Raw genomic sequence first — 13,906 nt, forward strand, 5'->3', positions numbered from 1 at the left:
TTTCAATAATCGTAATTCTATACAAAATCAGAAACAATTATCGTCTCGTCAATTGCAACGGAGATCAGACCCATGAAGCTCTATTTTCATCCCCTTTCCGGCCATGCCCACCGCGCCAGACTTTTCGCATCGCTGGTCGGCGTCGATGCCGAGATCGTCGATGTCGATCTGGCCGGCGGCGAACACAAGAAGCCTGCTTTCCTGGCGCTCAACCCTTTCGGCCAGATTCCGGTGCTTGAGGATGATGGGCTGGTGATCGCGGATTCGAATGCCATCCTCGTCTACCTCGCAAAGAAGCATGCGCCTGAATGGCTGCCGGAAGACGCGGCCGGAGCCGCTGCGGTTCAGCGCTGGTTGTCGGTGTCGTCGGGAGAGATCGCCTACGGGCCCTGTGCGGCAAGGCTTGTCACGGTGTTCGGCGCGAAATTCGATACCGAGGAAGTGATCGCGCGGGCGCACCGTATTCTGGCGCTGATCGACGCACAGCTGGCGGGCAGGAACTGGATTGCCGCAGATCGGCCGACGATCGCTGATGTGGCGCTCTACAGCTACATTGCCCGTGCACCAGAGGGGAATGTCGATCGCGCCCAGTATGGCAACATCACAGCGTGGCTGAAGCGGGTCGAAAGCCTGCCGGGTTTCTATCCATTCCAGAAGACGGCAATCGGCATTGCCGACGCCGCCTGACGGAACAGCTGCAAAACGCAAGCGGATCAAGCATCCGCGAAGGAGAACGTCATGTTGGATCAACAGCAGGCAGACATGGCAGAGCAGGCAACCAGGAACTCTCCCTGGCACGCCGGGGAGATCATCCTTCAGCAGAAGGCGGGCGTTGCAGCACGGATGAAGGATGTGGGTGCTCGCGTGCTGCGCGATTACCTGATCGATCAGCATCGGCAGTTCTACCCGCAGCTGCCGTTCATCGTGCTGGGCACGGTGGACGGCGACGGCCATGCGTGGGCGACGCTGCGGGCCAATTATCCGGGCTTCTTGCATAGCCCCGATCCGCACCGCCTCAGCGTCCGCCTTTCGCGCGAGACTGGCGATCCCGCTGACAACGGCATGAACGAGGGCGATGCCATCGGCATGCTCGGGATCGAGCTGCAGACGCGCCGGCGCAACCGGCTGAACGGCAAGATCGCACACCGGACCGCCGATGGCTTCGATGTGATCGTCGGCCAGTCCTATGGCAATTGCCCGCAATATATCCAGCTGCGCGATTTCGGCTTTGCCCGTGAAGCAGAACAGCCGCCAGCGCAGCCTTCCGTGGTGCTGGACGGCCTAGACGACTGGGCCAAGGCACTGATCGCCAAGGCGGATACGTTCTTCGTCGCCTCCTATGTCGATCGCGACAATGGCGAACGGCAGGTCGATGTATCGCACCGCGGCGGCAAGCCGGGGTTCGTGCGCATTGGTGACGACGGCGTTCTGACCATTCCCGATTTCGCCGGCAACCTGTTCTTCAACACGCTTGGCAACATCCTGACCAACCGGCGGGCCGGATTGGTGTTCGCCGATTTCGAGAGCGGAGATCTGCTGCAGCTATCGGGCGAAGCCGACGTGATCCTCGCTTCGCCCGAGATCGCGGCCTTTCAGGGTGCCGAGCGGCTGTGGCGTTTTCGGCCGCGGCAAGTTGTCTACCGCGCCGATGCGCTGCCGCTCCGGTGGCAGGCGCGCATCGACGGGCAATCGCCGAATTCACAGATGACCGGCGATTGGCAAGAGGCGGCCGGGCGGATCAGCGCTGCCGAGCTGTCGCGCAGCTGGCGGCCGCTGCGGGTGACAGGGATCACCGATGAAAGCACCAACATCCGCTCTTTTCATCTGGAGCCTGCGGATGGCAGCGGGCTGGTCCCGCATCGCGCCGGCCAGTACCTGCCAATCCGCCTCACTATACCGGGCGCGGACACGCCGGTGATCAGGACATATACGCTATCGGCGGCACCGTCGGACGGAAGCTACCGGATCAGCGTCAAGCGCGAGGGCCTTGTTTCCTCGCATCTGCACGACGCCTTCCGCATCGGCGACATCGTCGAGGCCCGCGCGCCGGACGGCACCTTCACCATCGACGAGGCGGAGGCTCGGCCGGCGGTAATGCTGGCAGCGGGAATCGGCATCACGCCGCTGCTCGCCATGCTCCGGCATGTCGTCTACGAGGGATTTCGCAAGCGGCGGATGCGGCCGACATGGCTGTTCTACTCCGCCCACAGCAAGGCGGAGCGCGCCTTCGACGCAGAAATCCAGGCGCTCGTGGCGGCTTCCGGCGGCGTGATCCGGCTGGTGCGGCTGCTTGGTGATGTTTCAGGGGCTGCAACAGGCGAGGATTATGAGCGGCAGGGACGGATCGACATGGGGCTGTTGAGCAGCGTGCTGCCGTTCAACGACTACGACTTCTATCTCTGCGGCCCGCCCGGATTCATGCAATCGGTCTATGACGGATTGCGCGGGCTGAACGTGGCGGATACCAGAATCCATGCCGAAGCATTCGGCGTGGCCTCGATTGCGCGGTCAGGCGATGGCGTTGCCGCCGCGGTTCCATCCCACCCAGCGGCGGAGGTGGCGGTTCCTGTCTATTTCATGCGATCGGCCAAGGAAGCGCGTTGGGAACCCGGTGCCGGAACATTGCTGGAATTGGCGGAAGCGCGCGGCCTACAGCCGGAGTTCAGTTGTCGGCTCGGCAATTGCGGCAGTTGCCGCACCAAGGTTCTCTCCGGCGCTGTTGCCTATACGAGAACGCCGACAGCTGCAGTTGCCGACGACGAGGCGCTGATCTGCTGTTCGGTTCCGGCGGCAGGCGACACGCGGCTAGAGCTTGATCTCTAGACGCGTTGGGCGCGGGCAGGATCTGACCCGTGCAACGCAAATCTCCGGTTTCCTGTCTCGGCGCGGCATGATAATCAGCCGCGCATGAACAAGACCTCTTCCCACTCCCCCATCCACATCGTCGGCGGCGGGCTCGCCGGCTCGGAGGCCGCCTGGCAGATCGCCAGCGCCGGCGTCCCCGTCATCCTGCACGAGATGCGCGGCGTCCGCGGTACCGATGCGCACAAGACCGACCATCTGGCCGAGCTTGTCTGTTCGAATTCGTTCCGCTCGGACGACGCCACCGCCAATGCCGTCGGCGTCATCCATGCCGAGATGCGCATGGCCGGCTCGCTGATCATGGCTTGCGCCGACCGGCATCAGGTGCCGGCCGGTGGCGCGCTAGCGGTCGATCGCGACGGGTTTTCCGCTGCGGTGACCAAGGAGATCGACAATCATCCGCTGATCACGGTTGTTCGCGAGGAAGTCACCGGTCTGCCGCCGAAGGAATGGGATCTGGCAATCGTCGCCACCGGCCCGCTGACGGCGCCCGATCTGGCAACGGCGATCCAGGCCGAGACCGGCGCCGATGCGCTCGCCTTCTTCGACGCCATCGCGCCGATCGTCTACCGCGAGAGCATCGACATGGATATCTGCTGGTATCAGTCGCGCTACGACAAGGTCGGGCCTGGCGGCACCGGCAAGGACTACATCAACTGCCCGATGGACGAGGCGCAGTACAACGCCTTTGTCAGCGCCCTGATCGATGGCGATACGGTCGGCTTCAAGGAATGGGAAGGCACGCCCTATTTCGACGGCTGCCTGCCGATCGAAATCATGGCCGAGCGCGGCCGCGAAACTTTGCGCCACGGTCCGATGAAGCCGATGGGCCTGACCAACGAACATAACCCGACGGTGAAGGCCTATGCGGTCGTGCAGTTGCGCCAGGACAATGCGCTGGGCACGCTCTACAACATGGTCGGCTTCCAGACGAAGCTGAAATATGGCGCGCAGGCGGATATCTTCCGGATGATCCCAGGGCTGCAGAATGCCGAATTCGCGCGTCTCGGCGGGCTGCATCGCAACACCTATATCAATTCACCGACGCTGCTCGACCACTCGCTGACGCTGAAATCGCGCCCCGGCCTGCGCTTCGCCGGCCAGATCACCGGCTGCGAAGGCTATGTCGAAAGCGCCAGCATCGGCTTGCTGGCCGGCCGGTTCGCCGCTGCCGAGCGCAAGGGCGAAGCAGTGTCGCTGCCGCCGGCAACGACGGCGCTTGGCGCGCTGCTCGGACATATCACCGGTGGCCATCTGGTGACAGACGAGGAGCCGGGCAAGCGCTCGTTCCAGCCGATGAACATCAATTTCGGGCTATTTCCCGAGCTTGAGCCGGGCTCGATCGTCAAGCCTGAGGGCGTGAAGCGCTTTCGCGGCAAGGACAAGACGATCATGAAGCGGCAGCTGGTCGCCAAGCGGGCGCTTGCCGCCTGTGCCGAGTGGCTCGCGCAGAGCGTGCCGGTGATCGAGGCTGAGGCTGAGACTGTGTGATGGCAGCAGGTGGGCGCTTGCGCGCCTGCCTGGCTCTCAGTGCGTCACCGGACCATTCGCCTTCTTCCAGGCGTCGATACCGCCGTTGATGTGACATGCAGATGCCAGACCTGCATCGTGCGAGGCCTGGACCGCCATCGCCGAGCGCTCGCCGAAGGCGCAATAGAACACCAGGCGCTTGGTCGTCGACATCGCCAGTTCATGCAGCATGCCACCCGCGTCAATGCTCTCCTCCAACGACGGATAAGGAACGTGGAGCGATCCGGGGATGGTGCCGTGTTTCTGTCGCTCGCTGTTTTCACGTAGATCGATCAGCGCAATATCCGGCCTGCCCAGCAATTCGAAGGCCTGCTTTACGCTGAGGCCCCAACCGTGGCTATCGACATCATGCTGATCCATGCCGACCCTCATATTGGCGGGGACGGCGACGTCCATCATCTTCGGGTTGGCGAGCTTCAGATTGTTCATCAGGTCAGCATATTCGTCGGCAGAGCCGACCTGCAGGCGCGGATTGAAAGCCCTCTCCTCGCCGATGGTGGAGACGGTGTCGCCCTTGTAGTCGTGGGCGGGATAAACCAGCGTCGTGTCCGGCAGTTTCAGCAGGCGGCCGAAGATCGATTCGAACTGGGCACGCGGATCGCCGTTCTGGAAATCGGTGCGGCCGGTCCCGCGGATCAGCAGCGTGTCGCCGGTGAACACCCGGTCGGGCAGCACGAAGCTGTAGGAATCGTCGGTATGGCCGGGCGTGTAGATGACGTCGAGGGACAGGCCCTCGATCGTCAGCCGGTCGTTGTCGGAGAGCCGCATCGAAACGACGTCGGCCTTGGTCTGCTCGCCCATGACGGTGACGCAGTGAGTCTTGTCACGCAGCGCCCCGAGGCCGGTGATATGATCGGCATGCAGATGCGTATCGACAGCCTTGACCAGCTTGAGGTCAAGCTCATGAACCAGTTGCAGGTAGCGATCGACCTTCTCCAACACCGGATCGATGATCAATGCCTCGCCGCCGCGCCGGCTCGCCATCAGATAGGAGTAGGTGCTCGATACGGGATCAAAAAGCTGACGGAAGATCATCTTCGCCTCCTGCTTCCAGCCAAAATCGGACGTTCGGTGTAATCGGCTACTCGCCGGGTTGCGGCACGATGCGGATATAGGGCTTCGGTGCCTTCCAACCATCCGGGTATTGCTTCTTCGCGTCCTCGTCGGAAACCGATCCGGCAATGATCACGTCGCCGCCGATCTGCCAGTTTGCGGGCGTCGCCACCTTATGCTTTGCCGTCAACTGCAGGGAATCGATGACCCGCAGCACTTCGTCGAAGTTTCGGCCGGTGGTCATGGGATAGACCAGAATCAGCTTGATCTTCTTGTCGGGGCCGACAACGAAGACATTGCGGACCGTCTGGTTGTCGGCGGCGGTGCGCACCGTGGGATCGCCTGATATCGCGGCCGGCAGCATGTGGTAGAGCTTCGACACGTTGAAATCGACATCGGCGATCATCGGATAGTTCGGCCGTGTGCCCTGCGTCTCCTCGATATCGTTCATCCAGCCATCGTGGCGCTCCAGCGGATCGACGGAGAGGCCGATAATCTTCACGCCGCGCCTGTCGAACTCCGGCTTGATCTTGGCCATGTAGCCAAGCTCGGTCGTGCAGACAGGAGTGAAATCCTTCGGGTGCGAGAACAGAACGGCCCAGGAACTACCGATCCAGTCATGGAAACCGATGGTCCCTTCCGTCGTCTGCGCTTCGAAATCCGGGGCAATGTCATTGATCGCAAGCACTGTCGTACACTCCCAATAAGTTGCAACAAAAAATCATAGAATTCGCTGAATGCGCGAAACATGCTCCAGTTTGATGCATTAGGCAATACGAAATGGCGTTGCAGATGCAATCTGCAAACGGCTGGGGCCCAGCTGCCCGCCGGGCTTCAAACAAGCCGGATAGCTTGGAGATACTAACGTTGATTGGCGGCTGTCGGATCGGCAACCGGAAGTTCACGGTCCGGCTCGGCGACGTAATTGCCAAGCAGCCACAGCGCCACTTCCGAGGCTTCCTTCGGCGAGGCGAACTCGAAGGTGCCGTTCTGATGGGCCGCATCGAGGAACTCGATCACCAGCCCCTTGCCGCTTTGCGAACTCAAGACGCGTACCCTGCCCGGCTGGATAACCTGGCAGGAATAATGCCGTTGCATGTTGCGCATGAAGCCGGCCTTGTTGTCGTGCAGGCGCACGAACACCACCTGACCATCGGCTGTCGCCTGCAGCGCCCGGATGGCTTCCTTCGGGAAGGCACGGTTGAACTCGATGATGGCGAGCCCCGTATCGTGCAAGCCGTCTTCCTCGTGCTTGGCAGCCATGCGCACGGCGATAAAGGCAATGATGACGAGCATGGCGAAAAGAGCCGCCCAGACCATAATGCTCACGTCACTCTCCGTTCAAAACAAGCAATGAAGACAGGTATAGCGCATAAGGCTTGCGCGAGTTTGGACGGATTCAGATTTTCCTGCGCATAAGAGCCAGCGTCATGCTGATCTGCCGGCGCCATTGCGGCGGCTGAACCGATTTATCAAACAGTGCAGCGCCGGCTTTCTGGCCCCCGGCCAGGACGGAACCGGTGAGCGCGGCGGGCAGGTAGGCCGGAAAGACAGTCTGCGCAATCGGAACCGTCCGTGCCTTGGCAAGATGATCTCGCCCGAGCCCGGCAAAAGCCTCGATCGCGGCCGATATCCGGGTCTTGTCCGCGCCGGCCAGGAACGTGTCGCGGTCAAGGCCGGTGGCGGCAAGAATTTCCAGCGGGATATAGAGCTGGCCGCGGTGACGGTGGAGCGGCATCAGCAACAGCAATCCGGCGATCGCCTGCGCCACGCCGGCGTGACCTGCGGCCTCGGCGGATCTCGTGGCCTCTTCCGGCGACAGGATCAGGCTTGCCAGCTGGATCAGCGCCGAAGCCGTTTCACCGGCATAGCCTTCGAGTGAGCCGCGCGTTTCCATCGGATCGTCGTAGAGATCGAAGATCCGGGCGTCGATCATGTTGGCGAAGGTCTCGCGTGGCAAGCGGTGCGTCTCGATGGCCGACAGCAGCGCTGCCGCAAGCGGGTTGGCTTCGGTCGAGCCGTGAGCATTGCCGTCGAGCAGATCGCGCCAGTATTGCATGCGCACTTCGCCGGGAAGCGGCTCGTGCACGAGATCACGGATGCGGGCAAGCTCAGCGTTGAAGGCATAGAGTGCCGCCAGCGCGCCGCGCTTGTCTTCGGGAGACAGGAGGCATGCGAGGTAGCGATCACGATCGCTGTCGCGCAGCATCGCCAGGCAGATGTCCTGGTTGGTCGAGGTGGTATCAGCCATGCTTCAGACCGCGATCAGCGCCGCTGCGACCGCGCGGGATTCCAGCAACATGATATTGAAGGTTCGGACAGCAGCACCGGTGCCCATCGAATCCGACGAAATGCCGGCGGCCTTCAGCGCTGCCTTGAGATCGGCCGGGATCGGACGCATATCGACACCGGTGCCGAGCAGCAGGAACTCGATTTCCGAGGCCTCGTTGATGACACGCTGCAGATTGTCGATCGACAGCGGCATGGTCTCATCCATCTCCCAGCCGTGAATGCCCGACGGCAAGCACAGGATAGAGCCGCGATGCGACATGTCGGCGAAGCGGAAGCCGCCATTCCCGTAGGTGTCGAGCGGAGCGCGTCCGGGGAAGTGCGCTTCGCGGATCTCAATGCCTCTGGCCATATTCTCACACTGCCGGATTGCCGGTTGGGGTTTCCGGTTCCGCTGCTTTCTTGTCGTTGTTGAGCGCATCGGGGCGGAGCTTGAAGACGATCAGCACCGGCGCTGCGATGTAGATGGAGGAAAACGTGCCGACGGCAACACCTGCCAGCATGATGAAGGCGAAGGAGCGAATAACCTCGCCGCCGAACAGCGCAAGCGCCGCCAGCGCCAGCATCGTGGTCGCGGCCGTCAGGACGGTGCGCGACAGCGTCTGGTTGATCGACGCATCGATCAGGATCGGCAGCGGCATCTTGCGATAGCGCTTCAGGTTTTCGCGCATGCGGTCATAGACCACGACGGTATCGTTCAGGGAGTAGCCGATGATGGTCAGCAGTGCTGCGACGCTGGTCAGGTTGAACTCAATGCCCGTCAGCACAAAGAGCCCGAGGATCAGGATGATGTCGTGCAGCGCCGCCACGATGGCGCCGACGGCGAACTGCCATGCGAAACGGCTCCAGATGTAGACGAGGATCACCACCAGCGATGCCAGCACGCCGAGCGTGGCGGCGCGCGTCAGTTCGCCTGAGATGGCCGGACCGACCACCTCGACGCGGCGGAAATCGTAGTCGTTGCCGAGTTCATCGCGCACCAGCGTGATCGCCGATTGCTCGGCGTTCTCGCCGCCACCTTGCGATTCAAGCTGGATCAGCGCACTTGCGGGATCGATCAAGCGGCGGGCGGCAACGTCGCCAAGGTTCAGATCGCCGAGACGCGCGCGAATATCCTCGGGGTCGGCGGCGCCCTGCCTGGCCTTGACCTCGACGATCGAGCCGCCGGCGAAATCGACGCCGAGATGCAGGCCGACCGTGGCAAAGCCGATCATCGCGGCGATACAGACGGCTGCGGAGGCGGTGAAGGTGTATCGGCGGATGCCCATGAAGCGGATGTTGGCGCGGTCGAAAATGCCGGTCTGGACATCCTTGGGCAAGTGCTTCGGGTGGCGCCGGTGCAGCCAGGTGACGACGATCCAGCGGGTCAGCGTGACGGCCGTGAACACGGTCGTGAGGATGCCCGCAGCAAGCGTCACGGCAAAACCGCGCACCGCGTCGTTGCCGAGGAAATAGAGGATGACGGCGGCAATGAAGATCGTGACGTTGGCGTCGAGGATCGTCATGATTGCCCGGGAGAAGCCGTAGTCGATCGCCTCGAAGAACGGTCGGCCGGTCTTCGCCTCGTCGCGGATGCGCTCGTAGATCAGCACATTTGCATCAACCGCCATGCCCATGATCAGCACGATGCCGGCGATGCCGGGCAAGGTCAGCGTGGCACCGATCAGGCTCAGCACCGCAAGGATCAGGATCAGGTTCAGCAGCAGCGACAGTGCCGCGATGATGCCGAGGCCGCGGTAGAAGCCGAACATCAGGCCGATGACCAGGATCGCGGCAACGATCCCGGCGACAAGCCCTGCCCTTTTTGATTCCGCGCCGAGAGACGGGCTGACGGTGCGCTCCTCGACTGTGGTGAGCGTGGCAGGCAGAGCGCCGGCGCGCAGCATCAAAGCGAGATCCCTGGCGCCGTCTTCGGTATAGGCGACAGGGATGACACCTGTCCCGTCGAGGTTTGGCGCCGTGATCGGCAGCGATGCCATAACCTGATCATCAAAGATGATCGCCAGATGGCGCCCGATATTCTGCTGGGTCTTCTCCGCCAGCCGCTTTGTGCCTTCGGCGTCGAGCTTGTAGGTGATCGAGACGGTATCGGCCTGCGCATCCGCTGACGACTGAACATCGGTGATATTGTTGCTGGTGATGAAGTCGGTGCGATCGACGAGATAGGGCACCGGCGGATCGTCAAGCGAATAGAGAACCTCGGAGCTGGCAGGCCAGCGGCCGTTGATCGCTTCTTGCCCGGACATGCTCCCGTCGATCATGCGGACGGAGAGCTTGGCCGGTTCGTTGAGAATGCCCTTCAGCCGCTCGGCATCCACGGTGCCAAAGACCTGGACGTCGATGCGATCGGCCCCTTCCGTCCTGACGGTGAAGTCGGGATTGCCAAGGCCGGCGATGCGACGGCTGACGATATCGACGGACTGGGCTTGCGCGACCGATATTGCGCGGTCGATGGCCGCATCCAGGATTTCGAGCGTCAGTTCGCCGCTGTCGCTCTGCTTCAGCGTGACATTCTGTGTCGTACTGCCGAACAGGCCGCTCCTGGTGCTGGCGGTGATATCCTGCAGCGCGGCCACGGCCGCTTGAACCTGGTTGGGATCGGTGATCTTGACGGTGACGGTCTGGTCGTTGCCGGTGAGACCGGTGTAGCGGATATTGGCCTGGCGCAGTGTGCGGCTGATATCGCCGACCGTTGCGACCAGTTGTTGCCTTGAAATATCGGCGCGCTCGATCTGGAAGACCGCATGCGTGCCACCCCGGAGATCGGGACCGAGCACCACGCGATTGTCCGCCAGCCAGGACGGCAAGGCGGAGAACCAATTGCCCGGCATAAAATTGGGGGCCGCGATCAACACGGCCACCAGCACCACGAACCAGATCAGAAGGGTCTTCCAGCGGGAAAAATGAAGCATTTTCTCTCGACTATGTCAGATCCGGGCGATCCGGTTCGCGGGGGTATCGGCTTGATGACTACGCGGCGTCTGCCTTGACGGGCTCGCCCTTGACGCGGATTTCGGCAACGCCGGTGCGGACGATACGAACGCGAACGCCGTCAGCAATTTCGACTTCGACTTCTTTTTCGTCAATGACCTTGGTAACCTTGCCGACGAGACCGCCCGATGTGACGACCTGGTCGCCACGACGAATTGCCTTCAGGGCTTCGTCGCGCTTCTTGGCCTGGGCGCGCTGCGGACGGATCAGCAGGAAATACCAGACGACCATCAGCGGCACGAACAGGATGATCATTTCGAAGCCCGAACCAAAGGGCGATGCCGCAGTGTCGGTTGCAGCCTGGGCGAATGCCGGGGTGATGAACATGTTAGTCTCCTCAAAACTTTTCCGGAGGCGAAACGTCGCCTTTTTCTCGGTGGCCGGACTATAATTATGGTCTTTGCGATTGCAACAGAAACAGCCGAAAACCGTACCGATTCCGCTGCCTCATAACCTTTCCGTGAGCAAAAGGCCATGCTACCCCGCTGCGAAAAGCGAATGGCACACAGCCGCAAGCGCCTGAAGGAGGACACGCCATGGCCGAAGACTTCAACAGCAGCATTCTGAGCGAACTTCGACGTCTGGCCGACGCCGTCGAACGGCTCGCCGGACCTGCCCCCGCCGTCAACGACTGGGAGGCTGCGGACTGTTTCGTGTGGTCCCCTGCCCGCCAGCATCTGCAGCCGGTGGCGCGGCCCAATCGCGTCGCCCTGACCCTGATCCGTGGCGTCGATCGGGTGCGCGACATTTTGCATGAAAACACGGTTCGCTTCGCGGAAGGCTTTGAAGCCAACAACGTACTGCTTTGGGGCGCCCGCGGCATGGGGAAATCGTCGCTGGTCAAAGCCGTTCACGAAGATGTCAGAGTGGAAAGCAGCGCCTCGCTGAAGCTTGTCGAGGTTCACCGCGAGGATATTGCCAGCCTGCCTGTTCTGCTCGACCTCCTGAAAGACACACCGCACCGCGTCATCGTATTCTGCGACGACCTCTCCTTCGACCATGACGACACCGCCTACAAGTCCTTGAAGGCAGCGCTCGACGGCGGCGTCGAGGGACGACCGGACAACGTCCTGTTCTACGCGACCTCGAACCGCCGTCACCTCTTGCCGCGCCACATGATGGAGAACGAGCAATCGACGGCGATCAATCCGTCTGAAGCGGTCGAGGAGAAGGTGTCGCTGTCGGACCGTTTCGGCCTGTGGCTCGGCTTCCACAAGTGCAGCCAGGAAGACTATCTGACAATGATCGACGGCTATGCCGATCACTTCAAGCTGACGCTGGACCGCCAGAAGATGCATGCCGAAGCGCTCGAATGGGCGACCACCCGCGGTGCGCGTTCGGGTCGCGTCGCGTGGCAATATATCCAGGATTTCGCGGGCCGGATGCGCATTCATCTCGATCGTGCCTGACAGGCTCGGACCATATAGCCTGAAACGACAAAAGCCCGGCGTTCAGCCGGGCTTTTGCGTGGTCCTCGAGACGCACTACCTGTTCGAGGAAATCTGGACCTGATCGAGGAAATCGGGATCTATTCGAGGAACGTGATCGGGTTTACCGGTGTCGCGTCCTTGCGGACTTCGAAGTGAACCTGCGGCTGCTTGACGTTGCCGCTCATGCCTGAAACCGCCACGGTCTGGCCGCGCTGGATTTTCTGGCCGCGGGTGACGCTCAGCGTGTCGGCGTTGCCGTAGACAGTGACTGTGCCATCGTCGTGACGGACGAGAACGGTGTTGCCGAGTTCCTTGAGGCCGTTGCCGGCATAGATGACCACGCCGTTTTCAGCGGCCTTGATCGCCGTGCCCTGCGGTACCGAGATATCGATGCCGTCGTTGCGGCTGCCGTTGACGTTGGCACCATAGGCAGCGATCACAGCACCACGGACCGGCCAGCGATACTTGCCGATGCCGGTTGCTTCGGGTGCCGCAGATGCCACCTGCTTCTTGGCGGCATCGCTTACGCTTTCGGTCGCGTCTGGCGCCTTGTAGGTGGCGGGCTGTGCGGCAGCCGTTGCTGGTGCAGAGACCGGCTGGGCGACTGGCTTTGGCTCGGCCTTTGGCTGGATCGATGCGGTCTTCATGGTGTCGGCAGCGCCGGCGCCATTCGGGATGTGAAGTTCCTGGCCGATGCGGATCGAGCCGGCTGTCAGGTTGTTGGCCGCCTTGATGTCATCGACGCTGTTGCCGGTCGCCTTGGCGATCTTGGCGAGCGAGTCGCCCGACTTGACCACATAGCTGCCGCCGGCACCCTTCGGACCCTTGCCGGCACCCATAGGTGCCTTGCCGGCCTGATCGGCGCTCGCCATCTGCTTGTCGCGGGCAGCGTTGGAGCCCGGGATGACGGCGAGATTCTGTTCCTGCGGCTTGCCCGGCTGCGGCGCCTGGCCACCCTTGGCGAGATCGTTGCTCTGTGCCGATGCCTTTGCTGCATTGCCGCCATTGTAGGTCGGAATGAGGATGACCTGGCCGGGCTTTGCCGCAGAAGCGGTCTTCAGGCCGTTGGCGCGCAGCACTTCCTTCTCGGGAACACCGTAGCGGTTGGCGAGAATGGCAATGCTTTCGCCGGGGCGCATGGTGACCGATGGCGCATTGTTTGCGGACCAGCCGGAAACCTTTGGTGTCGAGCCTGTTACGATTGCGTCCGCATCGCGCTTCGGCAGCGTCAGGACCTGAGCCGAGTGCTGCGGCGCGGCGGCTGCCGGGAATGGCTGAGCGAGGGCCACCTGCTTTTCGCGGGCCGGCGACATTGGCGCCTGCGACACGGCGCCAGGCGCTGCGAGTTCGGAACGCTGGATAGAGACCGGAGCCGACGCCATGCGGGCGGTCGAGCCATAGTTCGGCTGCTGCGCCGGATATGGCTGGTTCATCGCCTGATTGTTGCTGGCATAGTTGGGCTGCATCGCGCCGCCCTGCATGTCTGCCTGCGGCACAGGATCAGCGCGGAGACCGCTCATGTTCCGGCGAGGAATGGAATTGGTCGTCACCTGATCCTGACCGGACGATGAAAACAGACCACCGAAACGTGTCACATCGGAACTGCAGCCTGACGCGGCACTCGCCAGTAGAGCCACAACCAGGGCATTACCGGCCGACTTCCCGAACTTTGGCGAAAGACTGAAATGCATGACTCGACCCACTAATAACGCAACCATTTGTGGGGATTATTAAAGCGCGTTAGTATTACC

At 62.1% G+C, this 13,906-nt stretch carries 12 protein-coding genes; 4 read left to right on the forward strand and 8 right to left on the reverse strand.

The window, feature by feature from the left end; genetic code table 11:
- The first annotated feature begins 72 nt into the window (after positions 1 to 72).
- The 3 genes from GVL52_RS04850 (at position 73) to trmFO (ending at position 4,353) form a co-directional block, all read left to right on the forward strand.
- On the forward strand, positions 73 to 687 hold the full coding sequence (locus tag GVL52_RS04850) for a glutathione S-transferase family protein (RefSeq protein ID WP_160004402.1): 615 nt from the start codon (positions 73 to 75) through the stop codon (positions 685 to 687).
- 75 nt (positions 688 to 762) lie between these two features.
- A complete protein-coding gene (locus tag GVL52_RS04855) occupies positions 763 to 2,823 on the forward strand; it encodes a pyridoxamine 5'-phosphate oxidase family protein (RefSeq protein ID WP_160004912.1) in 2,061 nt (686 codons plus the stop codon).
- A gap of 84 nt (positions 2,824 to 2,907) precedes the next feature.
- Positions 2,908 to 4,353, forward strand: a complete 1,446-nt coding sequence (trmFO, locus tag GVL52_RS04860) for a methylenetetrahydrofolate--tRNA-(uracil(54)-C(5))-methyltransferase (FADH(2)-oxidizing) TrmFO (protein WP_160004404.1) — start codon at positions 2,908 to 2,910, stop codon at positions 4,351 to 4,353.
- 36 nt (positions 4,354 to 4,389) lie between these two features.
- Here trmFO and GVL52_RS04865 read toward each other — a convergent pair whose 3' ends face one another.
- From GVL52_RS04865 to yajC, 7 genes are all read right to left on the reverse strand, one after another.
- Positions 4,390 to 5,427 carry an MBL fold metallo-hydrolase gene (locus tag GVL52_RS04865; RefSeq protein ID WP_160004406.1) on the reverse strand — a complete coding sequence of 346 codons (1,038 nt, stop codon included), beginning with the start codon at positions 5,425 to 5,427 and terminating at the stop codon, positions 4,390 to 4,392.
- Between the two features lie 46 nt (positions 5,428 to 5,473).
- The gene (locus tag GVL52_RS04870; RefSeq protein ID WP_160004408.1) at positions 5,474 to 6,133 is read right to left on the reverse strand and encodes a peroxiredoxin; all 660 of its coding nucleotides are present in this window, start codon (positions 6,131 to 6,133) and stop codon (positions 5,474 to 5,476) included.
- Between the two features lie 173 nt (positions 6,134 to 6,306).
- Positions 6,307 to 6,774 (reverse strand): hypothetical protein, encoded by a 468-nt coding sequence (locus GVL52_RS04875; RefSeq protein WP_160004410.1) that lies wholly within the window; start codon positions 6,772 to 6,774, stop codon positions 6,307 to 6,309.
- A 70-nt stretch (positions 6,775 to 6,844) separates the two neighbouring features.
- Positions 6,845 to 7,696: a phytoene/squalene synthase family protein gene (locus GVL52_RS04880; RefSeq protein ID WP_160004412.1), complete on the reverse strand. Its 852-nt coding sequence runs from the start codon at positions 7,694 to 7,696 to the stop codon at positions 6,845 to 6,847.
- 3 nt (positions 7,697 to 7,699) lie between these two features.
- The gene (locus tag GVL52_RS04885; protein ID WP_160004414.1) at positions 7,700 to 8,086 is read right to left on the reverse strand and encodes an Mth938-like domain-containing protein; all 387 of its coding nucleotides are present in this window, start codon (positions 8,084 to 8,086) and stop codon (positions 7,700 to 7,702) included.
- 4 nt (positions 8,087 to 8,090) lie between these two features.
- A complete protein-coding gene (gene secDF / locus GVL52_RS04890; RefSeq protein WP_160004416.1) occupies positions 8,091 to 10,646 on the reverse strand; it encodes a protein translocase subunit SecDF in 2,556 nt (851 codons plus the stop codon).
- A gap of 58 nt (positions 10,647 to 10,704) precedes the next feature.
- Positions 10,705 to 11,052, reverse strand: a complete 348-nt coding sequence (yajC, locus tag GVL52_RS04895; protein ID WP_160004418.1) for a preprotein translocase subunit YajC — start codon at positions 11,050 to 11,052, stop codon at positions 10,705 to 10,707.
- A 209-nt stretch (positions 11,053 to 11,261) separates the two neighbouring features.
- Between yajC and GVL52_RS04900 the strand changes: the two genes are divergently transcribed.
- On the forward strand, positions 11,262 to 12,134 hold the full coding sequence (locus GVL52_RS04900) for an ATP-binding protein (RefSeq protein WP_160004420.1): 873 nt from the start codon (positions 11,262 to 11,264) through the stop codon (positions 12,132 to 12,134).
- 119 nt (positions 12,135 to 12,253) lie between these two features.
- Here the strand turns inward: GVL52_RS04900 and GVL52_RS04905 are convergent, their stop codons facing one another.
- On the reverse strand, positions 12,254 to 13,873 hold the full coding sequence (locus GVL52_RS04905; RefSeq protein ID WP_244619095.1) for a LysM peptidoglycan-binding domain-containing M23 family metallopeptidase: 1,620 nt from the start codon (positions 13,871 to 13,873) through the stop codon (positions 12,254 to 12,256).
- Positions 13,874 to 13,906 lie beyond the last annotated feature (33 nt).

It is taken from the genome of Rhizobium sp. 18055 (assembly GCF_902706285.1).
Lineage (GTDB): Bacteria > Pseudomonadota > Alphaproteobacteria > Rhizobiales > Rhizobiaceae > Rhizobium.

Bases quoted from the DNA above. Each gene is read 5' to 3' on its own strand.
- GVL52_RS04880 (WP_160004412.1), bottom strand. From the start codon at position 7,696: ATGGCTGATACCACCTCGACCAACCAGGACATCTGCCTGGCGATGCTG.
- secDF (WP_160004416.1), bottom strand. From the start codon at position 10,646: ATGCTTCATTTTTCCCGCTGGAAGACCCTTCTGATCTGGTTCGTGGTG.
- GVL52_RS04900 (WP_160004420.1), top strand. From the start codon at position 11,262: ATGGCCGAAGACTTCAACAGCAGCATTCTGAGCGAACTTCGACGTCTG.
- GVL52_RS04905 (WP_244619095.1), bottom strand. From the start codon at position 13,873: ATGGTTGCGTTATTAGTGGGTCGAGTCATGCATTTCAGTCTTTCGCCA.
- GVL52_RS04885 (WP_160004414.1), bottom strand. From the start codon at position 8,086: ATGGCCAGAGGCATTGAGATCCGCGAAGCGCACTTCCCCGGACGCGCT.
- yajC (WP_160004418.1), bottom strand. From the start codon at position 11,052: ATGTTCATCACCCCGGCATTCGCCCAGGCTGCAACCGACACTGCGGCA.
- GVL52_RS04865 (WP_160004406.1), bottom strand. From the start codon at position 5,427: ATGATCTTCCGTCAGCTTTTTGATCCCGTATCGAGCACCTACTCCTAT.
- GVL52_RS04855 (WP_160004912.1), top strand. From the start codon at position 763: ATGGCAGAGCAGGCAACCAGGAACTCTCCCTGGCACGCCGGGGAGATC.
- trmFO (WP_160004404.1), top strand. From the start codon at position 2,908: ATGAACAAGACCTCTTCCCACTCCCCCATCCACATCGTCGGCGGCGGG.
- GVL52_RS04850 (WP_160004402.1), top strand. From the start codon at position 73: ATGAAGCTCTATTTTCATCCCCTTTCCGGCCATGCCCACCGCGCCAGA.